This is a genomic window from Mycolicibacterium sp. XJ870 (assembly GCF_053483975.1).
The window spans coordinates 1,256,373-1,282,226 of record NZ_JBEFTI010000001.1 but is presented as its reverse complement, the minus strand read 5'-3'; the positions used below and the strand labels follow the sequence as shown (position 1 = coordinate 1,282,226).

General features: G+C 67.3%; 28 protein-coding genes. 12 read left to right on the top strand and 16 right to left on the bottom strand.

Annotation, left to right across the window (positions count from 1 at the left end):
• Positions 1-59: 59 nt before the first annotated feature.
• On the top strand, positions 60-458 hold the full coding sequence (locus ABQF30_RS06425; RefSeq protein ID WP_448461954.1) for a PH domain-containing protein: 399 nt from the start codon (positions 60-62) through the stop codon (positions 456-458).
• Positions 459-462: 4 nt separating this feature from the next.
• Here the strand turns inward: ABQF30_RS06425 and ABQF30_RS06420 are convergent, their stop codons facing one another.
• Positions 463-1,314: a DoxX family protein gene (locus ABQF30_RS06420; protein ID WP_448461953.1), complete on the bottom strand. Its 852-nt coding sequence runs from the start codon at positions 1,312-1,314 to the stop codon at positions 463-465.
• Between the two features lie 136 nt (positions 1,315-1,450).
• Here ABQF30_RS06420 and ABQF30_RS06415 point away from each other — a divergent pair, with 136 nt between their 5' ends.
• Together ABQF30_RS06415 and ABQF30_RS06410 are read left to right on the top strand one after the other, a co-directional pair.
• Complete coding sequence (locus ABQF30_RS06415) at positions 1,451-2,572, top strand: PQQ-dependent sugar dehydrogenase (RefSeq protein ID WP_448461952.1); 1,122 nt, start codon at positions 1,451-1,453, stop codon at positions 2,570-2,572.
• A 60-nt stretch (positions 2,573-2,632) separates the two neighbouring features.
• Positions 2,633-3,271: a TetR/AcrR family transcriptional regulator gene (locus ABQF30_RS06410; protein WP_448461951.1), complete on the top strand. Its 639-nt coding sequence runs from the start codon at positions 2,633-2,635 to the stop codon at positions 3,269-3,271.
• On the opposite strand, the gene gatB is transcribed toward ABQF30_RS06410, so the two are convergent.
• Entirely contained in the window at positions 3,268-4,782 is a 1,515-nt protein-coding gene (gene gatB / locus ABQF30_RS06405; RefSeq protein WP_448461950.1) for an Asp-tRNA(Asn)/Glu-tRNA(Gln) amidotransferase subunit GatB, read from the bottom strand. The genes ABQF30_RS06410 and gatB overlap by 4 nt on opposite strands.
• Before the next feature lie 15 nt (positions 4,783-4,797).
• Complete coding sequence (locus tag ABQF30_RS06400) at positions 4,798-5,277, bottom strand: MarR family winged helix-turn-helix transcriptional regulator (protein ID WP_448461949.1); 480 nt, start codon at positions 5,275-5,277, stop codon at positions 4,798-4,800.
• 73 nt (positions 5,278-5,350) lie between these two features.
• On the opposite strand from ABQF30_RS06400, the gene ABQF30_RS06395 reads away from it, so the two are divergent.
• Complete coding sequence (locus ABQF30_RS06395) at positions 5,351-6,043, top strand: NAD(P)-dependent oxidoreductase (RefSeq protein ID WP_448461948.1); 693 nt, start codon at positions 5,351-5,353, stop codon at positions 6,041-6,043.
• Positions 6,044-6,120: 77 nt separating this feature from the next.
• Here ABQF30_RS06395 and ABQF30_RS06390 read toward each other — a convergent pair whose 3' ends face one another.
• The 5 genes from ABQF30_RS06390 to gatC form a co-directional block, all read right to left on the bottom strand.
• Positions 6,121-7,152, bottom strand: coding sequence for an ATP-dependent 6-phosphofructokinase (locus tag ABQF30_RS06390; protein WP_448461947.1), 1,032 nt, complete (start codon positions 7,150-7,152; stop codon positions 6,121-6,123).
• A gap of 74 nt (positions 7,153-7,226) precedes the next feature.
• On the bottom strand, positions 7,227-7,886 hold the full coding sequence (locus tag ABQF30_RS06385; protein ID WP_448463498.1) for a response regulator: 660 nt from the start codon (positions 7,884-7,886) through the stop codon (positions 7,227-7,229).
• A 22-nt stretch (positions 7,887-7,908) separates the two neighbouring features.
• Positions 7,909-9,087: a sensor histidine kinase gene (locus tag ABQF30_RS06380; RefSeq protein WP_448461946.1), complete on the bottom strand. Its 1,179-nt coding sequence runs from the start codon at positions 9,085-9,087 to the stop codon at positions 7,909-7,911.
• An 85-nt stretch (positions 9,088-9,172) separates the two neighbouring features.
• The gene (gatA, locus tag ABQF30_RS06375) at positions 9,173-10,657 is read right to left on the bottom strand and encodes an Asp-tRNA(Asn)/Glu-tRNA(Gln) amidotransferase subunit GatA (RefSeq protein ID WP_448461945.1); all 1,485 of its coding nucleotides are present in this window, start codon (positions 10,655-10,657) and stop codon (positions 9,173-9,175) included.
• 28 nt (positions 10,658-10,685) lie between these two features.
• Positions 10,686-10,985 (bottom strand): Asp-tRNA(Asn)/Glu-tRNA(Gln) amidotransferase subunit GatC, encoded by a 300-nt coding sequence (gene gatC / locus ABQF30_RS06370; protein ID WP_448461944.1) that lies wholly within the window; start codon positions 10,983-10,985, stop codon positions 10,686-10,688.
• A 188-nt stretch (positions 10,986-11,173) separates the two neighbouring features.
• On the opposite strand from gatC, the gene ABQF30_RS06365 reads away from it, so the two are divergent.
• From ABQF30_RS06365 to ABQF30_RS06340, 6 genes are all read left to right on the top strand, one after another.
• On the top strand, positions 11,174-11,842 hold the full coding sequence (locus ABQF30_RS06365; RefSeq protein ID WP_448461943.1) for an ACT domain-containing protein: 669 nt from the start codon (positions 11,174-11,176) through the stop codon (positions 11,840-11,842).
• Positions 11,843-11,945: 103 nt separating this feature from the next.
• Entirely contained in the window at positions 11,946-12,557 is a 612-nt protein-coding gene (locus tag ABQF30_RS06360) for a DUF4178 domain-containing protein (protein WP_448461942.1), read from the top strand.
• A gap of 7 nt (positions 12,558-12,564) precedes the next feature.
• On the top strand, positions 12,565-13,068 hold the full coding sequence (locus tag ABQF30_RS06355) for a DUF2617 family protein (RefSeq protein ID WP_448461941.1): 504 nt from the start codon (positions 12,565-12,567) through the stop codon (positions 13,066-13,068).
• Entirely contained in the window at positions 13,065-13,493 is a 429-nt protein-coding gene (locus ABQF30_RS06350) for a DUF4247 domain-containing protein (protein WP_448461940.1), read from the top strand. The genes ABQF30_RS06355 and ABQF30_RS06350 overlap by 4 nt, the downstream gene beginning before the upstream one ends.
• Before the next feature lie 33 nt (positions 13,494-13,526).
• A complete protein-coding gene (locus ABQF30_RS06345) occupies positions 13,527-13,985 on the top strand; it encodes a DUF350 domain-containing protein (protein WP_448461939.1) in 459 nt (152 codons plus the stop codon).
• Positions 13,982-15,535, top strand: a complete 1,554-nt coding sequence (locus ABQF30_RS06340) for a polyamine aminopropyltransferase (RefSeq protein WP_448461938.1) — start codon at positions 13,982-13,984, stop codon at positions 15,533-15,535. Before ABQF30_RS06345 ends, ABQF30_RS06340 begins: the two co-directional genes overlap by 4 nt.
• Here the strand turns inward: ABQF30_RS06340 and ligA are convergent.
• Entirely contained in the window at positions 15,532-17,634 is a 2,103-nt protein-coding gene (gene ligA, locus ABQF30_RS06335) for an NAD-dependent DNA ligase LigA (RefSeq protein ID WP_448461937.1), read from the bottom strand. The genes ABQF30_RS06340 and ligA overlap by 4 nt on opposite strands.
• Before the next feature lie 80 nt (positions 17,635-17,714).
• Here ligA and ABQF30_RS06330 point away from each other — a divergent pair, with 80 nt between their 5' ends.
• Both ABQF30_RS06330 and ABQF30_RS06325 read left to right on the top strand, forming a co-directional pair.
• Positions 17,715-18,116 (top strand): MmcQ/YjbR family DNA-binding protein, encoded by a 402-nt coding sequence (locus ABQF30_RS06330; protein ID WP_448461936.1) that lies wholly within the window; start codon positions 17,715-17,717, stop codon positions 18,114-18,116.
• A 10-nt stretch (positions 18,117-18,126) separates the two neighbouring features.
• On the top strand, positions 18,127-19,698 hold the full coding sequence (locus ABQF30_RS06325; RefSeq protein ID WP_448461935.1) for a 4-coumarate--CoA ligase family protein: 1,572 nt from the start codon (positions 18,127-18,129) through the stop codon (positions 19,696-19,698).
• 97 nt (positions 19,699-19,795) lie between these two features.
• Here the strand turns inward: ABQF30_RS06325 and ABQF30_RS06320 are convergent, their stop codons facing one another.
• From ABQF30_RS06320 to ABQF30_RS06290, 7 genes are all read right to left on the bottom strand, one after another.
• Positions 19,796-20,122 carry an ArsR/SmtB family transcription factor gene (locus ABQF30_RS06320; RefSeq protein WP_448461934.1) on the bottom strand — a complete coding sequence of 109 codons (327 nt, stop codon included), beginning with the start codon at positions 20,120-20,122 and terminating at the stop codon, positions 19,796-19,798.
• Positions 20,119-20,613 (bottom strand): SRPBCC family protein, encoded by a 495-nt coding sequence (locus tag ABQF30_RS06315; protein ID WP_448461933.1) that lies wholly within the window; start codon positions 20,611-20,613, stop codon positions 20,119-20,121. The genes ABQF30_RS06320 and ABQF30_RS06315 overlap by 4 nt, the downstream gene beginning before the upstream one ends.
• Before the next feature lie 71 nt (positions 20,614-20,684).
• Entirely contained in the window at positions 20,685-21,695 is a 1,011-nt protein-coding gene (locus ABQF30_RS06310; protein WP_448461932.1) for a uroporphyrinogen decarboxylase/cobalamine-independent methonine synthase family protein, read from the bottom strand.
• Positions 21,692-22,762, bottom strand: a complete 1,071-nt coding sequence (gene mnmA / locus ABQF30_RS06305) for a tRNA 2-thiouridine(34) synthase MnmA (RefSeq protein ID WP_448461931.1) — start codon at positions 22,760-22,762, stop codon at positions 21,692-21,694. The genes ABQF30_RS06310 and mnmA overlap by 4 nt, the downstream gene beginning before the upstream one ends.
• A complete protein-coding gene (locus ABQF30_RS06300) occupies positions 22,759-23,985 on the bottom strand; it encodes a cysteine desulfurase family protein (RefSeq protein ID WP_448461930.1) in 1,227 nt (408 codons plus the stop codon). Before ABQF30_RS06300 ends, mnmA begins: the two co-directional genes overlap by 4 nt.
• 47 nt (positions 23,986-24,032) lie before the next feature.
• Complete coding sequence (locus ABQF30_RS06295) at positions 24,033-24,875, bottom strand: lysophospholipid acyltransferase family protein (RefSeq protein WP_448461929.1); 843 nt, start codon at positions 24,873-24,875, stop codon at positions 24,033-24,035.
• Positions 24,872-25,732, bottom strand: coding sequence for a GNAT family N-acetyltransferase (locus tag ABQF30_RS06290; protein ID WP_448461928.1), 861 nt, complete (start codon positions 25,730-25,732; stop codon positions 24,872-24,874). The genes ABQF30_RS06295 and ABQF30_RS06290 overlap by 4 nt, the downstream gene beginning before the upstream one ends.
• Positions 25,733-25,854 lie beyond the last annotated feature (122 nt).

Here is a 25,854-nt window from a genome sequence, read left to right as displayed (position 1 = left end):
CTGGTCATCGGTCAAATTCGGGGCACCGCCCCGCTGGTCAAATTCCGGCCGGTGCAACGATGGAACACGTGAGTGCACGATCCGCTACCGGACCTGTTGTCATCCGGATATCCCCCATGGCGCACCTCGCGGTCGGATTCTTCGCATTCGGCCTGTTGACGGTCGTGTTCACCAACCCGGCGTGGCTCGCCCCGTTGCTGGTCATCCCGATCGTGCTGGCCCTGGCGATCGTCCGCTACCGGACGGTCGCCGATCAGGACACCGTGACCGCGCGCTCGCTGCTGGGCAGCGAAACGGTGCCGTGGAATGAGATCGAAGGGCTGCGTTTCGACCGGGCCTCGTGGGCCCTGGCTCATCGCACCGACGGTTCTGACCTGCGGCTGCCCGCTGTGACCTTCTCCACCCTGCCGCTGCTGTCCGAGGTCAGCGGCGGGCGGGTGCCGAACCCCTACGCGTGACCGTTCAGCCCAACGGGTTGCCGCCGTTGAGCAGCACCCAGATCCCGATGCCGGCCCCGACTCCGAGCAGCAGAGCCACGAACGAGCCGACGAACGGCCGCCGGGCCCATCCGCGTCCGGCATCGAACCCGTAGCGACCTGGACCGGTCAGGATGATCGCCGCCGTGGCGACCACCACGATGAGGCGGTATTCGTGGCCATCGGTGAAGAACTCCGACAGTCGGGCTTCCTGGTGCGCGGCCATCGCCTCCGCCAACACCCCGTTGATCAGATAGGCCAGCGCCCCGGCCGCGGCGATCGGCGTGAAAAGACCCAGCACGAGCAGCACCCCGGCCGCGATCTGCCCGCCGGTGGCCACGTAGGTCAGGATGTCGGCGTACTTGAAGCCCATTTCACCCAGTGCGGTGTTGAACCCGTCGAGTCCGGGGCCGCCCCACCATCCGAACGCCTTCTGCAGACCGTGGATGATGAGCAACCCGCCGACCGCCAGACGGAGGATGAGCAGACCCAGATCCTGCGTGCCCCTCCTGCCTGCCGCCCGGACGCGGTCGTCGACGATCTCGTCTCGTTCGATCTCGGCCGGTTCGGCCGGATACGGGCCGAGGGGCTGGTGCACTCCGGGCTGTACATACGGCAGCGGCTCGGGGTCCCCGGCCATGCTGAATGCGGACTGGTCAGCGGTCTTGCCGGAGTCGTAGCGGGGGATGGCGGTGGTTTCGAAGTCGCCGCCGTACGAGGACGACGGCAGATCGTCTTCGGGATCGACCAGGCTTGCCGCAGCAGGCCTGGCCGAATCGTTGGGCCCCGAATAACCGGGTCTCTGCCAAGCGAGCGGATCCTGCGAGTGACTGGTCACGCTTGCCAGGGTAAGTGCTAGTTCGTCGTGATCCGGGTATTTACGACGGCGCTTCTGCCTGGTATTGGACCGCCACCGGCGCCCCGTCGGATCCCGGCGTGGCGCGCACTCCGGGACAATCCGTAATCTGGCGAACATGAAATCGCGTCGGCGGATAACGAGGGTGGCCGCCGTACTGTGCGCCGCGATGCTGGTGGGTTCGGGCTGCGCCCGGTTCGATGCTGCCCAGTCCGAGCCGTTCACCACCGAACCCGAGATGCAACCGGGGCCGACGTCGACGCCGCCGCCCCCGCCGCCACTGCCGGCCAAACCCTTTCCCAAGGAATGCCCGGCACCCGGGGTGATGCAGGGCTGCCTGGACAGCACCAGCGGATTGATCATGGGTCCCGACAGCCAGTCCGCGCTGGTCGCCGAACGATTGACGGGCGCGGTCAAAGAGGTGTCGGTACGCGCCGAACCTAAAGTCAAGATGGTGATCCCGGTTGATCCGTCCGGTGACGGCGGGCTGATGGACATCGTGCGGTCGCCGACCTATTCGCAGGACCGGCTGATGTACGCCTACATCAGCACGCCGACCGACAACCGGGTGGTCCGGATCGCCGACGGCGATGTGCCCAAGCCGATCCTGACCGGCATCCCGAAGGGTGCGACCGGCAACACCGGTTCACTGATCTTCACCAGCCCGACAACGCTTCTGGTGCAGACCGGTGATGCCGGCAATCCGGCCCAGTCCGGCGATCCCGCCTCGATGGCGGGCAAGGTGCTGCGCATCGAGCAGCCCACCACGGTCAATCAGGCCCCGATCACCACTGCCCTGAGCGGCATGGGCGCCGGGGGCGGCATGTGCGTCGATCCGTCCGACGGCTCGCTGTACGTCACCGATCGCACACCGACCGCCGATCGCCTGCAACGGATGACCAAGGATTCGAAGGTGTCGACCGTGTGGACGTGGCCGGACCGTCCTGGCGTGGCCGGCTGCGCCGCGCTCGACGGCACCGTGCTGGTCAATCTCGTCGACGCCAAGAAGACGGTCGCGGTGCGGCTGGCGCCGGACACCGGCGCGGTCACCGGTGACCCAGAGGTGATCCGCGAGAACGTCCGTGGCCACGCCTGGGCGCTGCAGCTCTCCCCCGACGGAAACGTGTGGGGTGCGACGGTGAACAGAACTGCCGGGGATGCCGAGAAGCTTGACGATGTCGTCTTCCCGCTCTTCCCGCAGGGCGGCGGCTTCCCGCGTGGCGACGCCGACAAGACCTGACGCACAACACATTTCGGTACTACACAGTCGGAAAAATGGTCATGACGTACCATTACCCGGGTGCCTGACCGCCAACGTCGCAGATATGCGCCGCGGCTACCGCGTGAACAACGGCGCCAGCAACTGCTCGACGCAGCATTGACCGTGCTGGCCGATTGCCCCTTGCAGGAATTGAGCATGGAAGCAGTCGCCGAGGCGGGCGGTGTCGGCAAGCCGGTTCTCTACACCGCGTTTCGGACCAGGGCGGAACTCGTCACCGCACTACTCACTCGCGAGCACCAGGAGGGTCTGGAGCAGGTGCGCGGCGCCATGCCCGAGGATCTGGGCGTCCTCGGGCCCACCGGCGCGTACACCGCCGCCGTGTCGGCATTCCTGCGAGCGGTTCTGGAGAACCCGACGCGCTGGCGGCTCATCCTGACGATGCCCGACAGCGCACCGCGCGACTATCGTGCCGCGGTGCGTAAAGCCCGCTCCAGAATCATCAGCCAGGCCGAGGAAATCGCGAAAGTCGGTACAGCGCTGGATCCCAACCTCGCCGAGCTCGATCCCGTACTGCTCGGCCACACCGTGCTGTCTTTCGCCGAGATGCTGGGCAGGCTCGCCGTCAACGATCCGGAACGCTATCCGCGCGACCGGCTCGAGGAGTACGCCACCGTCACCATGGCGATGTTCGCCGGCCGATCCCGCCTACCGTCCTAACCGCCCTGGCCGCAAGCGGCCAGCACCAACTCCCGGACCCGGGCCGCGTCAGCCGACCCCTTGGTGGCCTTCATGACCGCACCGACGATCGCGCCTGCCGCAGCCACCTTGCCACCGCGGATCTTCTCTGCCACATCGGGATTGGCGGCCAGCGCCTCATCGACGGCGGCCTGGATCACCGAGTCGTCGCGGACCAGTGCCAGCCCGCGGTCGGCCATCACCCGTTCAGGTTCGCCCTCACCGGCCAGCACGCCTTCGACGACCTGGCGGGCCAGCTTGTTGGACAGCTTGCCTTCGTCGACGAGCTTGACCACGGTCGCAACCTGCGCCGGGGTGATAGCCAGCGCATCGAGCTCCACCCCGGATTCGTTGGCCTTCTGCACCAGGAAGTTGCCCCACCACGCGCGGGCCGACTCACTGGACGCGCCATGAGAGACCGTGGCCGCGACGAGATCGATGGCGCCGTTGTTGACCAGATCGCGCATCACCTCGTCGGAGATACCCCAATCGTCCTGAATCCTCTTGCGCGACAACCACGGCAGCTCGGGGATCGTCTCGCGCAGCTTCTCGACGAGCTCGGCGCTGGGCGCGACGGGCTCCAGATCCGGCTCGGGAAAATAGCGGTAGTCCTGCGCGGTCTCCTTGCTGCGGCCCGGCGAGGTGTAACCGTCCTCGTGAAAGTGCCGGGTCTCCTGCGTGACCGTGCCGCCGGCGTCGAGAATCGCTGCCTGACGGCGCATCTCGTAGCGCACCGCCACCTCGACGCTTTTGAGGGAGTTCACGTTCTTGGTCTCGGTGCGGGTGCCGAATTCGGTGGCACCGGCGGCCTTCAGCGACAGGTTGGAGTCGCAGCGCATCGATCCCTGGTCCATCCGCACATCGGATACCCCCAACGCCCGCAACAGGTCTCGCAGCGCGGTGACGTACGCACGGGCGATCTCTGGGGCGCGCTCGCCGGTTCCCTCGATCGGTTTGGTAACGATCTCGATCAGCGGCACTCCGGCGCGGTTGTAGTCGGCCAGTGAGGTCGTGGCTCCGGCGATGCGGCCGGTGTCGCTGCCCAGGTGGGTCAGTTTGCCGGTGTCCTCCTCCATATGGGCACGCTCGATCTCCACCCTGAAGGTGGTGCCGTCATCGAGTGGGACGTCGAGGTAGCCGTTGACCGCGATCGGTTCGTCGTACTGGGAGATCTGATAGTTCTTCGGCTGGTCAGGGTAGAAATAGTTCTTGCGGGCGAACCGGCCCCACGGCGCGATCTGGCAGTGCAGCGCCAGGCCGATGCGAATCGCCGACTCCACCGCCGCCTGGTTGAGCACCGGCAGAGCTCCGGGTAGTCCAAGACAGACCGGGCACACCAAGGTGTTGGGCTCGGCTCCGAACCGGTTGGCGCAGCCACAGAACATCTTGGTGGCTGTCGAGAGCTCGACGTGCACCTCCATGCCCATTACGGGTTCATAGCGCGCAATCACATCGTCGTAGTCAACGAGGTCAGCAGCGGAGGCAACAGTCACGCCGCGATTTTAGTCTCAGCCCTCGGCCAGCTTCGGATGCACACCCGGGCTCAACCCCAGCCCCGTCGAGACCCGTTGCAATAGATCCAGGAGACAGGCCCGCTCCTGCTCCGTCAGCACCGCGGTGATCTGCGCTTCCTGGGCCCGGCCGTGCAGGTCGACTGCGGGCAGAAGCTCGCGCGCCTTGTCGGTCAGGGTCACCGCGAACGCGCGCCGATCGTCAGGATGCGCCCTGCGCACCACCAATCCCTGGTGCTCCAGCTTGTCCACCACGGTGACCATCGCGTTGCGATGGATGCCCAATCGGTCCGAGAGCTGCCGCTGAGATTGCCCGTCCTGGGCATGCAGGGCCATCAACACGGCGTACGTGCGCGGTCCGACGCCGTGCGGGCGCAACCTGGCGACGAAATCCTCGGCGAGGTAAACGCCCAGCTGGGACAACAGAAACGGGATGCGCTGATGCAGTTCGGCAATTCCGGCGGTCTCGGCGGCCATGGCTAGACCCTAGCCTCACCCATGATAGTCACGTAGCGTGATAATCATCAAACGTGACTATTGAGGAGTGTCCATGAACATCGTCATCTTCGGCGCCAACGGACAGACCGGGCGGTTGCTGACCCATCAAGCGGTCGAAGCTGGCCACTCCGTTGTGGCGGTCACCCGGAAACCTCAGGAATTTCCGCTGTCGCATCCACAACTCACGGTCGCCGGCGCCGACGTCCTTGATGCGGCGTCGGTGCGGCCGGTGATCGATGGAGCGGACGCGGTGCTCTCCACGCTGGGCGTGCCGTTCAGCAGACAGCCGATCGACACGTATTCGACGGGTGTGGCGAACATCGTCGGGGCGATGAAACAGGCGGGAGTGCGACGCCTGGCAGTGGTCAGCTCCACCGCAGTCGACCACTACCCGGGCCGCACAGGCGCATCGTTCGCGTTGCGGCTCTTCGAACCGGTGATCAAGAACACCCTCGGCAAGACCACCTACGACGATCAACGCCGGATGGAGGAGATCGTGCGAGGCAGCGATCTCGACTGGACCATCGTGCGACCATCCGGGTTGTTCGACCTGCCTCATGTCACCGATTATGTTGCCGGAGCGGTTGATCCGGTCGGCGCGTTCACTTCCCGCACCGATCTGGCGCATTATCTGCTGGCATTGGCGGCTCGCCCCGGCCGGCGCGACACCGTGACCATCTCAACGGTTTCCGACACCCCGACGATATGGCAGATGATTCGCCGTGAGGCCTTCAAGAGCGCGTAAGTCCAATGCGCGAGCAGACGCGAAGGTACCCGAAAACCCTTGAATGCGGGTAACTTCGCGGCTGCTCGCCTAGGGGCTCAGCCGAAGAATTCCATGGCGTCGTCGTAGCGGCTCTGCGGCACCAGCTTGAGCTGACGGGTCGCATCCGCGAGTGACACCCGCCCGACATCCTGCCCCCGCAGCGAGACCATCATCCCGAATTCGCCGGCATGGGCGGCATCGGCGGCGTTCACCCCGAAACGAGTGGCCAGCACCCGGTCATAGGCCGTCGGCGTACCGCCACGCTGCACATGGCCGAGCACGGTGACCCGAACGTCCTTCTTGATCCGCTTCTCCACTTCGAAGGCCAACTGCTGGGCGACGCCGGTGAACCTCTCATGGCCGAATTCGTCCATGCCACCCTGCCGCAGTTGCATGGTGCCCTCAGCCGGCTTGGCGCCCTCGGCGACCACGCAGATGAAATGCGACGAGCCGTGCTGGAAGCGCTTCTTGACCAGCCGGCACACTTCCTCGACGTCGAACGGCTGCTCAGGGATCAACGTCATGTGCGCGCCCGAGGCCAACCCGGCATTCAGCGCGATCCATCCGGCGTGCCGGCCCATCACCTCGACGAGCATGACGCGCTGATGCGACTCGGCGGTGCTGTGCAGCCGGTCGATGGCCTCCGTCGCAATCTGCAATGCAGTGTCATGGCCGAATGTGACGTCGGTGCAATCGATGTCGTTGTCAATTGTCTTGGGCACCCCGACCACCGGGACGTTCTCTTCCGAGAGCCAATGCGCCGCGGTCAGCGTGCCCTCGCCACCGATCGGGATGAGCACGTCGATGCCGTTGTCCTCGAGCGTCTGCTTGATCTGATCCAGCCCGGCGCGCAGCTTGTCCGGATTGACCCGCGCGGTGCCCAACACCGTGCCGCCCTTGGCGAGCAGGCGGTCGTTGCGGTCGTCGTTGGCCAGTTGGATCCGGCGGTCCTCCAACAGCCCGCGCCAGCCGTCGAGGAATCCGACCACCGACGATCCGTACCGCTGGTCGCAGGTGCGCACCACCGCCCGGATCACCGCGTTCAGCCCAGGACAGTCACCACCGCCGGTGAGAACTCCGATCCTCATGATCTATATCGCTCCTCGCGTGCGCGTCACCTCCCAATCTTGCCAGTATCGCCCGCTCGCGGCGCGCCACCCGCTCAACGGGCAAACGGGGACACCAGGCCGGATTCGTACGCGATCACCACCGCCTGCGCCCGGTCCCGCAGGCCGAGCTTCGAAAACACCTTGCCGACATGGGTTTTCACGGTTTCCTCGGATACGGACAACTCGGCCGCGATCTCTGCGTTGGACAGTCCGCGAGCCAGTAGTCGAAGAACCTCGGTCTCCCGTGGCGTCAGCCGCGCAAGCTCGTCGGCCGAGCGGCGCGGCACGGCATTGCGACTCACGAGGTTGGCGATCACCCGCCGGGTGACCGAAGGGGCCAGCAGCGCATCCCCCGCGTGAATGACACGCACGGCGCGGATCAGTTCATCCGCAGGCGCGTCCTTGAGCAGGAAGCCGCTGGCGCCCGCGCGCAATGCCGCGTACACGTAGTCGTCGATGTCGAAAGTCGTCAGCATGAGCACCTTCGAGGAGGTCGCCGCCAGGATCTCGCGTGCGGCATCCAACCCGTTCATTTCGGGCATCCGCACGTCCATCAAGACCACGTCGGGCGTCAGTGCGCGCACACCGGTCACCGCATCGCGGCCGTTCGCCGCGTCACCGAGCACCCGGATATCGGGTTGCGCGCTCAGCAGTGCACCGAACCCCTGACGAACCATCGCCTGGTCGTCGGCGATAAAGGTGGTGATCATCAGCGCGCCGGTCGAATGAAGTCGATCAGGCCGGGCACCCAGTCACGCTAGCCGGGACGGACGGCAGATACGACCAGACCACGAACTCGCCATCGTCATAGTCGTCGTGGACGGCGACCATGCCGCCGACCGCCGTCGCCCGTTCCCGCATGCCGGCAATACCGAGACCGGGCACGACCGGCTCCGAGGACTCGGGCAGGCGCCTGTTACGGATCTCGATACCCACGCCGTCGACGGTGATGCTCACATCGGCGGCCACCGGCGATCCCGGCGCGTGCCGCGAGGCATTCGCCAGGCACTCTTGCACGATCCGGTATGCCGCCGCCCCGACCAACTCCCCCACCAGCGCCGGCGAACCGTCCATCTGCCAGGTCAGCGGAACACCCGCCCGCTGCGTCGAGGCGAACAGCTCGGGAAGGTCGGCGATCGTCGGCGCGGGTGCAAGCGAGGCCAACTCGGCGTCGCTGCGCAGCACCCCGAGCAGACCACGGATCTCATTGAGCGCCTGACGACCGGTGGCGGCGATCGTCTCGAACTCGGCCTGCAGGCTCGACGGCACATCGGCGTGGCGGTACGGCGCGGTCTGCGCCGACACCACCACCATCGACATGTGATGGGCGACGACGTCGTGCAGATCGCGCGCAATCCTGGTGCGTTCCTGCAGCACTGTGCGCCGGGCCCGCTCCAGTTCGCTGACCTCCTCGAGTTCGGCGACCTGACGTCGTGACAGCACCAACCAGCGCACCAGCAGTACGGCGAACACGATGGCGGTGATACCGAAGGCCCAGCCGGCGTCGGCGTGAGCCGGCATCGCGATGAGGAACAACACCGTCGACGCCAGCCACACCTTGAGCACCGTGGGCAGCGGACGGGTCCAGGCGACCGCGACGGTCAGCACCAGCAGCTCGATGAGATGCACGACCTGCCACGGGTAGTTCCACGTCGGCAGCCGATCGAAGAACAGTGGAATCGCCACCGCCGCGCCCGCTGAGATCGACCATCCCAGAACGGGATTGAACAGCAACAGCAACAGCGGCCAGGCGGCGAACGCCGCGACGATAGGGGCCAGCTCGGCCGGCACCTGGTGCGTCAGGAACAGCGTCGGCCAGGCCACCGCGTACATGACCCCGGTGACGAGGACAAGCACCTCGGTCTTCCTGCGGTCACTGCGCAACCAACTCTTGAATCCACCGGGTTTGTCCACGGATCAAATGCTAGGGCGGATCAGTCGCGCAGCACTCCCCCCACGGGGCCATTTGTCGTCTAGCTCGACAGAGCTATACGCAACCTCACAACGCGCTGGGCAGCGGGCCACGGGCCGCTTCGTAGGCAGCGCCCACGCGGTAGAGCCGATCGTCAGCCAGTGCCGGCGCCATGATCTGTAGTCCGACCGGCAGGCCGTCATCGGGTGACAGGCCCGACGGAACCGACATGCCACAGTGCCCGGCCAGGTTCAGCGGCAGCGTGCACAGGTCGAACAGGTACATGGCCAGCGGGTCGTCGACCTTCTCGCCCAACCTGAATGCGGTGGTCGGCGTCGCGGGCGACACCAGCACGTCGACGTTCTCGTAGGCGCGGTCGAGATCGCGCGCGATCAGCGTACGCACCTTTTGTGCCTGGTTGTAGTAGGCGTCGTAGTAGCCGGCGGACAACGCGTACGTGCCGATCATGATGCGGCGCTTGACTTCTGGGCCGAAACCGGCCGCCCGCGTCAGCGCCATCACTTCTTCGGCGCTGTGCGTGCCGTCGTCGCCGACGCGGAGCCCGAACCGCATCGCATCGAACCGGGCCAGGTTGCTCGACACCTCCGAAGGCAGGATCAGGTAGTAGGCAGCCATCGCATGGTCGAAGTTCGGGCAATCAACCTCGGTGACGTCGGCACCGAGCGCAGTGAGCTGGTCGACGGCGGCATTGAACGATTCCAGTACACCGCGTTGGTAACCCTCGCCGCGCAGCTGCTTGACCACACCGACCCGCACGCCCTTGAGGTCGCCGTTGGCGCCGGCGCGGGCCGCCGCGATCACGTCGGGCACCGCGGCCTGTACCGAGGTGGAGTCGCGCGGGTCATGCCCCGCGATCACCTGGTGCAGCAGCGCCGTGTCAAGCACCGTACGGGCACACGGCCCGCCCTGATCCAGCGACGACGCGCAGGCGATCAGGCCATAGCGCGACACCGTGCCGTAGGTCGGTTTGACCCCGACCGTCGCAGTGAGCGCGGCTGGCTGACGGATCGATCCACCGGTGTCCGAACCCATCGCCAGGGGCGCCTGGTACGCGGCGAGCGCCGCGGCACTGCCGCCGCCGGACCCGCCCGGCACGCGCTCGGTGTTCCACGGGTTGCGCGTCGGGCCGTAGGCGGAGTTCTCCGTCGAGGACCCCATGGCGAACTCGTCCATGTTGGTCTTGCCGAGGATCGGGATGCCGGCCGCGCGGAGTCGAACGGTGACGGTCGAGTCGTACGGCGAGCGCCAGCCCTCCAGGATCTTCGACCCGCAGGTGGTCGGCATTTCCGTGGTGGTGAAAACGTCCTTGAGCGCCAGCGGCACCCCCGCCAGCGGCGACGGCAGCTGCTCCCCGGCGGCGACGGCAGCGTCGATGCGGGCCGCCTCGGCCAGCGCAGAGTCGGCAGCAACGTGCAGGAATGCGTTGAACCGGTCGTCGGTCGCCGCGATCTGGTCCAGGTGGGCCTGGGTGACCTCGGTCGACGACACTTCCTTGGCCGCGATCTGCGCGCCCAGCGTGGCCGCGTCCCGACGGATCAGCTCGGTACTCATGCGCGATCCGCCTTCGCTACTCGCTGGTTCATTCCGGCTCCCCCAGAATCCGCGGCACGGCGAACCGGCCATCCACCGCGTTGGGCGCGGCGGCCAGCGCTTCGTCCTGGGTCAAGCACGGCTCAACGGCGTCGGGCCGGCTCACATTGACGTCCTTCAATGGGTTGTCCGTCGGTTCGACGCCGGTGACGTCGACGGACTGGATCTGGCCGACGTGGCCCAGGATGGCATCCAGCTGGCCGACGAAACCGTCCAGCTCGTTATCGGTCAACGCCAACCTGGCTAGACGCGCCAGGTGGGCGACCTCGTCTCGGGAGATCTGCGACACGACAAAGCAGCCTAGTCAAGCCGTGTGGGTGGGTTCCGGCGGGCAGGAGCGAAGCGACCGGGGAATCGTGTCGGCGGGCAGGAGCGAAGCGACCGGGGAATCGTGTCGGCGGGCAGGAGCGAAGCGACCGGGGAATCGATCCAGCCGGCGGTACTCCCGGAATGCCCGCGGCCGCACCCTGTGCAACAGTGTTGCGCGTGCCTTCGTATCTGCTGCGGGTCCAGCTGGAGGATCGGCCGGGCAGCCTCGGCTCTCTGGCGGTGGCGCTCGGCTCGGTGGGGGCCGACATCCTGTCGCTCGATGTCGTCGAGCGCGGCGTGGGTTACGCGATCGACGATCTTGTCGTCGAACTGCCGGCCGGATCCATGCCCGACACCTTGATCACGGCGGCCGAGAACCTGTCCGGTGTCTACGTCGACAGCATCCGTCCGCATATCGGGCTGCTCGAGGCGCACCGTGAACTCGAGCTGATCGACCACATCGCAGCCGCGGGTACCAGAGCCGTCCGGCTGCAGGTGCTCGCGGAGGAAGCGCCGCGGGTGCTCCGGGTCGGCTGGTGCACGGTGGTCCGATCGACCGGAAACGGGGTTGAGCGGCTGGCCGGCAGTCATGGCGCACCTGAAACCAAGGCGGAAACGGCGCCGTGGCTGCCGCTGGAGGCCGCGACGGCGTTGGACGGCGCCGCCGCGTGGGTGCCGCAGGTGTGGCGGGATATGGACACGACGCTGGCTGCAGCGCCGCTGGGCGGTCACGACACCGCGGTGGTGCTGGGCCGGCCGGGTGGTCCGGGGTTCCGGCCGTCCGAGGTTGCCCGGCTGGGTTATCTGGCCGGCATCGTGGCGACCATCCTGCGCTGAGGGCGCGCCGGGTTTTTGACCTCTGGCTTTCGGCGCGGAGTCGGGGCGCGCTCGACTGTTACGGTTGAATCATCGACCGCACACGCCCCACGAAAGGGATTGGGTGGACACCTTTCTGATTGTGCTCGCGATCTTGCTGCTCATCGCGGCAATCGTCGTATTCGTCATGGCGTTGAGGCGCGCCAAGAAACCAAAACAGCCCTCCGCCCGCGAGGACCCACTCAAGTTCGCCAACGCGCACACCTTCGGCCCCCGGCAGCTCGGGCCTGGCGCGATCGTCGGCCACGGCGGTGTCGACCACATCGTGCGAGGGTCAGTGACGCTACGTCAGGGGCCGTTCGTGTGGTGGGAGCACTTGTTAGAGGGCGGGGCAGGCGAACCCATCTGGTTCAGCGTCGAAGAAGACGAGGGTCGCCTCGAGTTGGTGATGTGGTTGCGCCGCAAAGACTTACAACTACAACCCGACGGTGACGCCGTCGTGGATGGCGTGACGTTCCACGAAACCGAGCGCGGCCATGCCTCCTACACCACAGAGGGAGCGACGGGTCTGCCTGCAGGCGGTGAGATGGACTTCGTGGACTACGCCAACGCCGACGCAAGCGAATTCCTCGGCTTCGAGCGGTGGGCGCCGGATATGCCGTGGGAGGTTTCCCATGGGAAACCAGTTAGGCCGGGCGAACTGAAGGTCTACCCCGCCCCGCCCCCCACCACGTAGGACAGTCGTGCCACTGCACCAACTCACCGTCGCACCGGCGGACGTCACCGGTACCGACCTGGGTCTTGCTCTCAATGCGCCCGCGCCGCAACCGCTGGCCAGTTGTCGGCTCGCCCACCCGGACGGCGGGACGCTGCTGCTCGGTGTGCTCGGCGCCTCGCACGTGATCACCGTAGAACATCCGAAACACCAGTTCTCCGAGCAGGTTTCGTGTACCGCACATATCCACGGTGGTGACCTTCCCGGTCGCGCCGATGCGCCGGGTTACCGTCTGGATTCCGAAAGTGCCGAACACGACGACGCGACGTTTCGTGCCGTTGCGCGGCAGTTGCGCGGCAGTTGCGCCCGTGACGCCGGGTGGTTGGGCGGCAGCTTTCCCGGCGACGACGCGGCGCTGACGGCGCTGGCAGCCGAGCCCGACGGCGCCGGCTGGCGGTGGCGGACCTGGCATCTGTACCCGAACCGCTCCGGCGGCACGGTGGTCTACACCACGAGCCGGTGGCACCCGTGAGCCGCACCGGCCTTTTCGTGACGGCCGGCGCCCTGCTCGCCGCCGGCATCTTCTGCCTGATCCTGGGCATATCGATGCTGCCGAACATCCGTACCCACGTGGCCGAGCAGTATCCGATCTACCGCACCGATGCCAACGGCACGAACTACGACTGCCAGGGATCGCCCGCGGCGGTGGCCGACCAACTCGCCGAGTATCAATCACCCGAGGCGCGGGCCACCGATGGGCCCACCACCTACCTGCGCTACGACGACGACATCGTCGCCGTCGGCCCCGAGGACGGCCATCCGTGCAGCATCCGGGTCGAGGACGTCGACGCCCGCTACAGCCACGGTGGATTCATCTTTCTGGGGCCGGGCTTCTACCCGGGATCGCCTGCGGGCGGCGCCGGGGGTAGCTCCGGCGGCCCCGGCGGCACGAAATGACGTAAACCGGAGTACACACCAAGGGAGAAACCGATGTTCCTGGCCGCTGTCGAGTTCGGCACCATCAGTGGTGAAAGCCTGGCCCAGAACGTGGTCGCGGCGATCCTTTATTTCGTGGTCGGCGTCGTCGTCCTCGTGGCGGGCTTCGGAATGGTGGACCTGCTGACGCCCGGCAATCTTCGTCACCTGGTTTTCGTCGAGCACAGACCAAATGCGGTCGCCGTCGCGTCGGGGATGTACGCGGCGCTGGCGCTCGTGGTGAGTACCGCGATCATCGCCAGCTCGAACGAGCTCGGTCAGGGGCTGGTCGACGCCGCGGTCTACGGCATCGTCGGCGTCGCCCTGCAGGGCATCGCACTGATCGTGTTGGAGTTTGTGGTGCCGGGGCGGTTCCGGGACCTGATCACCGCTGAGCGCCTGCACCCCGCGTCGGTCGCCACAGCAGTGATCCTGGTGGCCGTGGGAGGGGTCAACGCCGCCGCGTTGTCATGACCACCAGGGTGTCCGCCGACGCGGTCCGGTCCCCGGCACGCTGGCGGGCGCTGCTGTTGGCCGCCGTCGCGGCATGCGCGGCGTGCGGCCTCATCTACGAACTCGCGTTGCTCACCCTCGCGGTCAGCGTGCACGGCGGCGGCATCGTCGCAACGTCGCTGATCGTCGCCGGTTTCGTCGCGGCATTGGGTGCCGGTGCGCTGCTGGTCAAGCCGTTGCTGGGGCACGCGGCCATCGCCTTCATCGCGGTGGAGACACTGTTGGGCGTCGTCGGCGGCCTGTCGGCGGCCGCGCTGTACGTGAGCTTCGCGTTCTTCGGCAGTTCGTTGTGGCTGCTGATGGTGGGCACCGCGCTGATCGGCTGCCTGGTCGGCGCCGAGGTGCCGCTGCTGATGACATTGCTGCAGCGGGGCCGGATGACCGGCGCGACCGACGCCGGACGGGTGCTGGCCAACCTCAATGCGGCCGACTACCTCGGCGCACTCATCGGCGGGCTGGTGTGGCCGTTCCTGCTCCTGCCTCAGCTCGGCATGATCCGCGGCGCCGCGGCAACCGGGGTCGTCAACCTGGCGGCGGCCGCTGTCGTGGCGCTGTTTCTGTTGCGCCATATCGTCAGCCGTCAACAGTTGGTGGCCGCGCTGTGCGTTCTGCTCGCAGCGCTCGGACTACTTGTGACACTGCTGGTCCGAGCTCAGGACATCGAGACGACGACCCGCCAACGGCTCTACGCCGATCCGATCGTGACGTTCGAGCGCTCGGCGTATCAGGAGATCGTGGTGACCCGCCGCGGCGACGATATGCGCCTGTACCTCGACGGCGGGTTGCAGTTCTCCACGCGCGACGAATACCGCTACACCGAAAGCCTCGTCTACCCGGCCCTTGGCGGAGGCGCGCGGTCGGTACTCGTTTTGGGCGGCGGCGACGGGATGGCTGCCCGCGAACTGCTGCGCCGGCCCGGCGTCGAGAAAATCGTCCAGGTGGAACTCGACCCAGCGGTAACCGAGCTTGGCCGCACGACGCTTCGCGACGCCAACGATGACGCGCTCTTCGACCCACGTGTCGACGTCGTGATCGACGACGCCATGAAATGGTTGCGGTCGTCGGGCCATGCGCCGTTCGATGCCGTGATCGTCGACCTGCCCGACCCTGACACACCGGCCCTCGGCCGACTGTATTCCACCGAGTTCTACGCATTGGTGAACCGTGCGCTCGCACCCGACGGGCTGATGGCAGTGCAGGCGAGCAGCCCGTTTTCGACACCAATTGCGTTCTGGCGCACCGTTTCCACGATCGAATCGGCCGGGTTCGCGACGACGCCCTACCACGTGCACGTGCCGACGTTCGGCGACTGGGGCTTTGTGCTTGCCCGTCCCGGGGACACACCGCCGACCCCCACCGTCCCCGCTGACGCTCCCCCGCTGCGGTTCCTCAGTCAGCCGGTGCTCGACGCTGCCACGGTGTTCTCCGCCGACATCGCGCGCCGACCCTTGGAGCCCTCGACACTGGAGCATCCGCGCATCGTCGCGGACATGCGGCGCGGTTATCGCTAAGCCGGCTCGGCCGGTGGCCCTTCGGCCAGCAGTTGCCGGAACCCGTCCTCGTCGAGAATCGGCACCCCGAGTTCAACGGCTTTGTCGTACTTCGATCCGGGGGCATCCCCGGCCACCACATATGCCGTCTTCTTCGACACCGAACTGGCCGCCTTGCCGCCGCGACTGATGATCGCCTCTTTGGCCTCGTCCCGGGAGTACCCCGGCAGCGACCCGGTGACCACGATGGAGAGCCCTTCGAGCGTGCGCGCGACGCTGGCATCGCGCTCGTCGGCCATCCGGACCCCGGCCTCACGCCACTTGTCGACGATCGCCCGGTGCCAGTCGACGCCGAACCAGTCGACGACCGCCGCGGCAATGGTCGGGCCCACCCCCTCGACCGCCGCGAGCTGTTCTTCGGAAGCCTCGACGATCGCGTCGAGGCTGGCGAACTCGGTGGCCAGCGCCCGCGCGGCGGTCGGCCCGACATGGCGGATGGACAACGCCACGAGTACCCGCCACAGCGGTTGCGCCTTGGCCTTGTCGAGATTGGCAAGCAGCCGCTTGCCGTTGGCGGAGAGCTCGCCGGCCTTGGTGGTGAACAGCTCGGTCCGCAGCAGGTCATCGGCCGTAAGAGTGAAAAGGTCGCCCTCGTCGGCGATCACCCCGGCCTGCAACAGCGCGATCCCGGCCTCGTAGCCCAAGCCCTCGATGTCGAACGCACCGCGCCCGGCGACGTGGAATACCCGCTCACGCAACTGCGCCGGACAGCTGCGGGTGTTCGGGCAGCGGATGTCGGCATCGCCTTCCTTAGCCGGAGCCAGCACCGTGCCGCATTCGGGACATGCTGTGGGCATGACGAATTCGCGTTCGGATCCGTCGCGCAGGTCGACCACCGGACCCAGCACCTCCGGGATGACGTCGCCGGCCTTGCGGATCACCACGGTGTCGCCGATGAACACGCCCTTGCGCTTGACCTCGGTGGCGTTGTGCAGGGTGGCCAACCCGACGGTGGAACCGGCGACCTTGACCGGCTCCATATAGGCGAATGGGGTGACCCGGCCGGTACGCCCCACACTGACCCGGATATCGAGCAGCTTGGTGGTGGCCTCTTCGGGTGGGTACTTGTATGCCACCGCCCACCGCGGCGCCCGAGATGTCGACCCCAGCCGGCGCTGCAGCGCGACCTCGTCGACTTTGACCACCAGGCCGTCGATTTCATGCTCGACGTCGTGGCGGTGTTCACCCCAGTAGGCGATCTGCTCGGCGACGTCGCTGACTCCGGACACCTTGACGGTGTGCTCGGACACCGGCAGCCCCCACGCCCCCAGTGCCCGGTACGCGTCATGCAGCGATGCGAACGTGCAACCTTCTATCCGGCCGAGCCCGTGACAGATCATCCGGAGTTTGCGCCGCGCGGTGACCGCCGGGTTCTTCTGCCGCAGTGAGCCGGCCGCGCTGTTGCGTGGGTTGGCGAACGGCGGCTTGCCCTCGGCGACCAGGCCGGCGTTGAGGTCCTCGAAATCGGCCACCCGGAAGAAGACTTCGCCGCGCACCTCGAGCACCTCGGGAAGCGGAAACTCCTCGGACGCGGTGAGTTGCCCGGGGATGTCGTCGATGGTGCGGGCGTTGAGGGTGACGTCCTCGCCGATACGGCCGTCGCCGCGGGTGGCCGCGCGCACCAGGCGGCCCTGCCGGTAGACGAGGGCCAGCGCGACCCCGTCGATCTTGAGCTCGCAGAGATAGTGCGCGGTGTCGCCGGTTTCGCCCTTGATGCGCGCCGCCCAGGCGGTCAGCTCATCGGAGTCGAACACGTTGTCCAGCGACAACATCCGCTCGAGATGTTCGGCCGCGGCGAAGTCGGTGGCGAAGCCGGCACCGCCGACCAGCTGGGTCGGCGAGTCAGGAGTGCGCAGCTCGGGATGGGCTTCCTCCAGCGCCTGCAATTCCCGCAGGAGCTTGTCGAACTCTGCGTCGGAGACGATCGGCGCGTCCCGGACGTAGTACCGGAACTGATGTTCACGCACCTCGTCGGCGAGTTGCTGCCAACGTCGACGCTCGTCGGCATCGGGCTGCTCAGGCAGCACCGCTTCGGGATCTCCGGCTGACTTGGCGCTCACTCTGGCAGGCTAGCGGAGCCGGCCGACAGCTCCCGGTAGCGGCTGACGACGCAACCCCACGTTGTCGCTACCCTGACCACATGCCGCACCCGATCATGTTCGGAGACGACGACCCGGGCCTGGCCGAACTACGCGCGATCGCGCTGGGCTTCCCGGCCGCGTTCGAGAAGGTGTCGTGGGGCCGGCCGGTGTTCTGCGCGCCGAAGATGTTCGCCATGTACGGCGGCAACGCGAAGACCGAGACCCGCGGCGAGATGCTTCCCTTCCCACACGCCCTGCTGATCAAGGTCGACGACAGTGACCGCAAGGCACTGGAACAAGACAGCCGCTTCTTCTTCCCTGCCTATATGGGGCCGTTCGGCTGGCTGGGGCTGGATTTCACTGCAGCCAAGGTGGATTGGGACGAGGTGCGCGAGCTTGTCGACGCATCGTTCCGACTGGTCGCGCCCAAAAAGCTCATCAGACAACTCGACGAAGACTGACGGAGGCAACATGAGTTTCGCGAGCCCTTTTCCCGACGTGGAGATTCCGACGGTCAGCGTCTACGACTATCTGTTCGCCGATCTCTCCGACACCGACGTCGGGCGGGTGGCCCTCGTTGACGCCAAGAGCGGCGCCGAGACCACCTACGGCGAGCTGGTGAACCGTATCGACGCGTTCGCCGGCGGCCTGGCTGCGCGCGGGATCGGCACCGGCGATGTGGTGGCCCTGCTGTCCCCGAACAGTACGGCCTTCGCGATTGCGTTCCACGGCATCCTGCGCTCCGGTGCCACGGCGACCACGGTGAACGCACTGTTCACCGCCAAAGACATCGCCAAACAGCTGACCGACTCGAAGGCCCAGCTTTTGGTCACGGTGAAGGCGCTCCTGCCGCAAGCCCGCGAAGGAGCAGCGGCGGTCGGCTTGCCCGACGATCACGTAGTGGTGCTCGATGGTGCCGGACTACCCGACGGGCCTGCCCCCGAAGTGAGTTTCGACCCGACGACCCATCTGGCCGTGCTGCCCTACAGCTCGGGCACGACGGCAAATCCCAAGGGCGTCATGCTCACTCATGGGAACCTGACTGCGAACGTCGCGCAGATCCGGCCGCTACAGGGCATGACTGCCGACGACCGATTGTTGGCTGTGCTCCCGTTCTTTCACATCTACGGGATGACGGTGTTGCTCAACGCCGCACTGCATGCGCGCGCCCGGCTGATCATCATGAGCGCCTTCGATCTCGGTGAGTTCCTCGGCAATATCGCCAACTACCGGTGCACCTACGCCTACATCGCTCCGCCGGTCGCCGTCGCACTGGCCAAACATCCACTGATCGATTCCTTCGACCTGTCCTCGCTGCGGGGCATCATGTCCGGTGCGGCTTCGCTGGACGCCGAACTCGGGCATGCCGTCGCCAACCGGTTGGGGTGCAGCGTCGTACAGGGATACGGCATGAGCGAGCTGAGCCCGGTCAGCCACATCACACCGCATGACGGCGGCCTCGCCTCGCTCGGGGCCGTGGCACCGCTCGACTCGTGCGGCTGGACGGTACCCAATGCCGTCAGCAAGCTGGTGGATCCCGAGACGCGTGTCGAAATCGATGTTCCTGCAGAGGGTTTGAGTGAGACCGGCGAGCTGTGGTTCAAGGGTCCCAACGTGATGGCCGGCTATCTCGGCAATGACAAGGCCACCCGCGAGACCATCGACGCCGACGGTTTCCTGCACACCGGCGACCTGGCCAAGGTGGACGCGACCGGCTGCGTGTACATCGTCGACCGGCTCAAGGAGCTGATCAAGTACAAGGGCTATCAGGTGCCGCCCGCCGAATTGGAGGCGGTCCTGCTGACCCATCCGGGTATCGCCGACGCGGCCGTGATCGGTGTGCACGACAGCGAATCCGGCGAGGAAGTGCCCAAGGCGTTCGTGATGCAACAGCCCTCGGCGGATCTCAGTGCCGACGAGGTGATGACGTTCGTCGCCGGCCAGGTGGCGCCCTACAAGAAGGTGCGTCAGGTCGCGTTCATCGACGCCGTGCCGAAATCCGCGGCGGGCAAGATCCTGCGCCGGGAGTTGCGCGACACCTAGTCAGTTTGTCACGCCAGAGTGGCACAAGAAGCCGAGCGCCACTCTGGCGTGACAATGCCAGCGCCAAGGGCCATTAGTCCTCGACCTTGTTTGCTCCTCACGTGCGCTCGACGTAGGTGCGCAACCGGTCGATGGCGCGGTCCCAGCGACGCGACAGTGCACTCAGGTAGTCACTGGCTTCGGCCAGCGGTTCCGGCTCGATCCGCCAGATTCGTTCCCGGCCGTGCCGCTGACTACTCACCAGACCCACCTCCTCCATCAACAGCAGATGCTTGGTCGCCGCCTGGCGGGATACCGAAATCGCCTGTGTCAGTTGCACTGTCGAGCATGGCCCGTCGTCGCACAGCCGGGTGACGATCCGTAGCCGGTTCGGGTCACCCAGTGCGTCGAACAGCGGTGCGCGCTCGTCGACTGGAGCCTTCACACCGACTCATGCAGCGCGAGGTACTTGCGCACCAGCTCGGCCTGGTGTGCCCAACCCTCGCTGTTCGCCTCGAACGCCGAGATCCGCCGTGCGGCAGGGATGGCATCGAATCCCGATTCGACGATGCGCAGCAGCACCCCGTCGGCGTTCTCGGTCAGCGTGAACTCCACCAGCGTGGTGGGTTCGGCCGAGTAGTCGGCATCCGGTTCGACGGCATACGGATGCCAGCGGAACGCCAGCCGATGCGGTGCCTCGACAGCCACGATCTGCCACGTGTCGGGCTGGCCGCTGTACGGCTCCTGCATTGCGGCGACGGCCGCGTCGACCTCGGTCGGGGTGATCACCCCGCTGACTGACGTTCCCGCCACAAACGGGCCGTCGAACCGGATTCCAAACCATCGGCCGAACTCGTCCGCGTCACTGATGGCCCGCCACACCCGATCCAGCGGAGCTCGCAGCAGAACTTCTTTCTCAATGCGATCAGACATCATATGCAACCTTTCAGTTGCTTCTCAGGATATGACCGTATCGCGTTATGCGCAACCTTTTGGTTGCTTTTTTGTCAGATTGCGTCGGGGTCGTCGGAGAAGGCGTCGGCGGCCTTCTGCGCCAGTTCGATCGCCGTGCGCGCCCATTCCGGTGTGGCGCCGGCCAGCCCACACACCGGAGTGATCCCGATCCGGTCACGCAGCACGGCGCGGGCGAATCCCAGCCGGTCGGTCAACGCCACCACGGCCTCGGCGATCTCCTTGACCGATGGCGGGCGTTCTGGTGCGGTGGTCGGCACCACTCCGAGCAGCACCGTACGGCCGGAGTCGACGAACTCGCCGATCCCGTCCAGATCCTCTGGGCCCAGCGTCGACACATCGACGGAAACAGCATGAATATCGCTGCGCAACAGCGCTTTCCACGGCAGCCCTGCCGCACAGCTGTGCACCGCGACTTCGGCGCCGGCTTGAGCGGCACACCCGTCGAGCAGGCTCATGCCAAACGGCTCGTCGACCGGATGCACCGGCGTCAGGGCCGTCACGCCGGTCAGCCGGCCCTGCAACGCCGCCGGCAGGGACGGTTCGTCGAGCTGGACCACCACCGGGGTGTCCAGCCTGCGGCCCAGCTCGGCGCGGTGCACCGCCAGGCCCTCCGCCAGTGAGGCCGCCAGATCCCGCACGGCACCGCGGTCGGTGATGGCCCGATGGCCACCGGGCAGCTCCAGCTGCGCGGCCAGCGTGATCGGGCCGGGCGCCTGCACCTTGACCGCGCGCCCGCTGCCGCGCAGCCCCGCCCGCTCCCAGGCTTCCTCCAGGGCGTCGATGTCCTCTCCGAGCAGGCTGACCGCGCGCCGCTGTGCGGCATGGCGACCCGATGCGATGCGGTACCCGCGCGGCACCGTGTCGATGCCGATGTCGACCAGCAAGGCACCGGCACGGCCGATCATGTCGGCACCGACGCCTCGGGCCGGCAACTCCACGAGGTGCGACAGCGTGTGCAGCTCACCGACCACCACATCGGCAGCCTGCCTCGCCGCAGTACCCGGCCAGGATCCAACGCCGGTGGCACCGGCGAAAACACTCACGTGCGGGCGATGGTCGCGCTGGCGATGACCTCGTCACCGGCGGGGTCGGTTCGGTAGAGCACCAGAGTCTGGCCCGGGGCCACCCCGCGTAGCGGCGCTCGCAGGCTCACGGCCAACCGGCCGTCGCGCAGGCCGGCGACGGCATCGGTGATACCGCCGTGCGCGCGGACCTGGACCTGGCATTCCATCGGGCCGCTCGGCGCCGAACCGCTGGTGAAGATCGGCTTCTCGCCGACCAACTCCCACACCTCGAGATCCTCCGCGGATCCCACCCGGACCGTGCCGGTCTCGGCGTCGATGCCCGTGACGTAACGCGGTCGGCCGTCGGCGCCCGGCCCGGCGATACCGAGGCCCTTGCGCTGTCCGATCGTGAAACCATGGACCCCGTCATGCTCGGCGAGCACCGTCCCGCCGCTGTCCACGACCGCACCGCGGCGCACCCCGATGCGGGCACCGAGGAAGGCCTGGGTATCCCCGGACGGAATGAAGCAGATGTCGTGACTGTCGGGCTTCTGCGCGACCGCCAATCCGCGCTGGGCAGCTTCGGCCCGGATCTGCGGCTTGGGCGTGTCTCCGATCGGGAAGATCGCGTGCCGCAACTGCTCGGCTGTCAACACTGCCAGCACGTAGGACTGGTCCTTGTCGGCGTCTACCGCGCGACGCAGGCGGCCATCCGAGAGCCGCGCGTAGTGGCCGGTGGCCACGGCGTCGAAGCCCAGCGCAAGCGCTCTGGCGGCCAGTGCGGAGAACTTGATCCGCTCGTTGCACCGCACGCATGGGTTCGGGGTCTCGCCGCGGGCGTAGGACTCGACGAAGTCGTCGATCACGTCGTCCTTGAAGCGGTCGGCGAAATCCCATACGTAGAACGGTATTTCGAGTATATCGGCGACGCGGCGGGCGTCCCCCGCGTCCTCCTTGGAGCAGCAACCGCGGGATCCGGTGCGCAACGTTCCCGGTGCCGACGACAGCGCCAGATGCACACCGACCACGTCATAGCCGGCGTCCACCATCCGCGCGGCGGCCACCGAGGAATCCACCCCACCGCTCATCGCGACCAGCACCCTCATGACTGCACCGTCCCAGCGCTGGCCAGGGCCGCCTGCCGGGCCCGCTCGACGGCTGCGGGCAGCACCTCAAGCGCGGCATCGACGTCGGCCTCGGTGCTGGTGTGCCCCAATGAAAGTCGCAGCGATCCGCGAGCGTTGGCGGCGTCGGCGCCCATGGCGATCAGGACGTGCGACGGCTGCGCCACCCCGGCGGTGCAGGCCGACCCGGTCGAGCACTCCACGCCCCTGGCGTCGAGGAGCATCAGCAGCGAGTCACCCTCGCAGCCACGGAAAGTGAAGTGGGTGTTGCCGGGAAGCCTGGCGCTGCCACGGGCACCGTTGAGGTAGGCGTCGTCAACCGTCGCAAGCACACCGTCGATCAAGCGGTCTCGCAACGCCTGTACCCGGGCACTGTTTTCCGCCAAGCCGTCGATGGCAACCTTGGCCGCCGTCGCCATCGCTACCGCGCCGGCCACATCCGGTGTGCCCGAACGCACGTCGCGTTCCTGTCCGCCACCGTGGAGCAACGGCACGCATGCGGTGTTCCGACGCAAGAGCAGCGCACCGGCACCCGTCGGCCCGCCGAACTTATGGGCGGCAATGCTCATCGCCGAGAGTCCACTCGCGGCGCAGTCAACCGGGATCTGTCCGATCGCCTGGATGGCGTCACTGTGCATCGGAATATCGAACTCGGCGGCGACGGCCGCGAGTTCGGCGATCGGCATAATGGTGCCGACCTCGTTGTTGGCCCACATGACCGAGACGAGTGCGACATCGTCAGGTCCGGCGCCGTCCTGCAGCGCCTCACGCAATGCGGCCGGCGCGACCGCGCCGTCGGCATCGACCGGTAGCCAGGTCACCTCGGCGTCTTCGTGCTCGGCGAGCCACTGCACTGCGTCGAGCACAGCGTGGTGCTCGACGGCGGTGGTGATGATCCGCCGGCGCTGCGGTTCGGCGTCGCGGCGTGCCCAGAAGATCCCCTTGACGGCGAGATTGTCGCTCTCGGTGCCGCCCGCGGTGAACACGACCTCGGACGGTCGCGCACCCAGCAACTGAGCCAGCGTCTCGCGCGCCTCTTCCATGCTGCGCCGGGCCAGCCGGCCCGAGCCGTGCAGCGAGGAGGCGTTGCCCACGCTCGCCAGGACAGCCGTCATCGCCTCGATGGCAGCGGGATGCATCGGCGTCGTCGCGGCGTGATCAAGGTAGACCTGCCGGCCGGAGGACGCGGTCGAGGTAGAGGTCATAACCTCTCCAGGATAACCGCCGTTCGGCGACTGGCCTGACGGCCCGCTCAGGCCACCAGGGCATGTGCGGGCGCACTGGGCAGCAATTGCTCGCTGCGCACCGCCGCCTCGCAGCGTGCTGCGAGCGCGCGGCGGTCCTCGCCTGGCAGCTGTAGCGATCCCACGTGCACGTGGCACACGGTGCGACGTGCGGTGATGACGCGCTTGATCGAGTGCAACAGGGTGTCGTCCCCCACGAACGCCGGCGTGGTCGACGGCCTGCCGTCGCGGTGGCGGTAGGTCAGCCGCAACGGCTGCACCGGCCTGGCCGCGTCGATCGCCGCCTGGAACATCGCCGGCCGGAACGGCCCGTACGCCAGCCCGCACCATGTGGTGCCCTCCGGGAAGGCCACCACGGTGTGGCCGGCGCGCAGGCGTTCGGCGACCATGTGCACGACCGCGGGGAGGCGACGCAGGCTGCCCCGGTCGATCGGGATGACCTTCATGATCCGGGCCAACCGGCCCACGGCCGGCCATTCCACCAGATCGGCGCGGGCCACGAACGAGCCGGGCAGCACCGCCCCGATGGTGAAAATGTCCAGCCAAGATACGTGCCCGCTGACCACCAGCACGCCCTGCAGGTTGCGAATCGGCCCGCCGGACAGCTTGATCCGCACACCGAAACACCGCAGCATCAGCCGGCAGTAGAACCGTTGGATGTGCGATCGGCCCGGCAGCGGCACCGCCAGCAGCGGCACCCCGGGGGCCAGCAGGATCGCCATGACTACCCGAACCGTGGTGCGGATCCAGACCACCGGCCGCCGCCCGGCCTCCGCGAGGCCGGCGTGTATGCAGCTGGTGTCACATGACGCCCTTGGCAGCCAGGAGTGGTCGTTCCGGCAGGTGGTCACTGCATTCCTCCGCTCATCCCGTCGGCCATGTCGGCTGCCGCCGAGACCGAGCGCAGGCGTTTGAGGTAGCGGACGTCGGCCTGGCGCTTGTCCAGCAGAGCCGGGAAGTCGCCGACGCCGAAGTCGGGATCGTGGGCGGGTTCACCGCACACCTTGGCTCCGAGCCGCAGGTAGCCGCGCATCAGCGGAGGCACTGTGGTCCGCGATGGCGGGTCGATGTCGTCGAGCCCCTTGCCGTCCAGCACCACCGGCCGGTACGGGAAAACCATGTACTCCGCGGGTGCGGAGTGCCGGCGCCGGACGAAGTCCCGAACCCCGCGGATCTGGGTGCCCGGCGGCCCGTCGGCGTTGCCGGCAACCGGTACCGACACGCAGCCCGTCACGTAGTCGTACCCGCAGCGGTCCAGGTAGGCCAGGATCCCGGCCCACATCAACAGCACCACGCCGCCGTTGCGGTGATCGGCCCGCACCACCGCCCGACCCATCTCGACCAACGAGGGCCGCAGCGAGTCGAGCCCTCGGACGTCGAACTCGGTGGCGGTGTACAGACCACCTGCGGCGATGGCACCCGGCGGCGGCAGCATCCGGTAACAGCCCACCAGCTCGCCGGATCCGTCCTCACGCACCAGCAGGTGGTCGCAATGCTCGTCGAACCGGTCGGCGTCCCGCCCGGCTGCGAATTCCGGGCCGGGCCCGGTCAGCGCGAACCCGGGTTCGGACGTGAAGACGTCATAGCGCAGGCGCTGAGCTGTCTCGATCAGGTCCGGGTCGGTGGAGAGGAGGAGGGTGTAGCGCGGCGCGTCGGGCGCGGCGCCCTCAGTGTGATCAGCGGCGATGAGTACAGATGCAGTCCTCATAGCCAGCACGGTCGCCCCTCCGGGTCTCCGGATGGCATCGCCCGCGTGACATGTCTGTGAGCGCTCAGTGAACAGCACGAGCAGACGCAGAGTCGTCCCAAAACCCGCGTTTCGGTGCGACT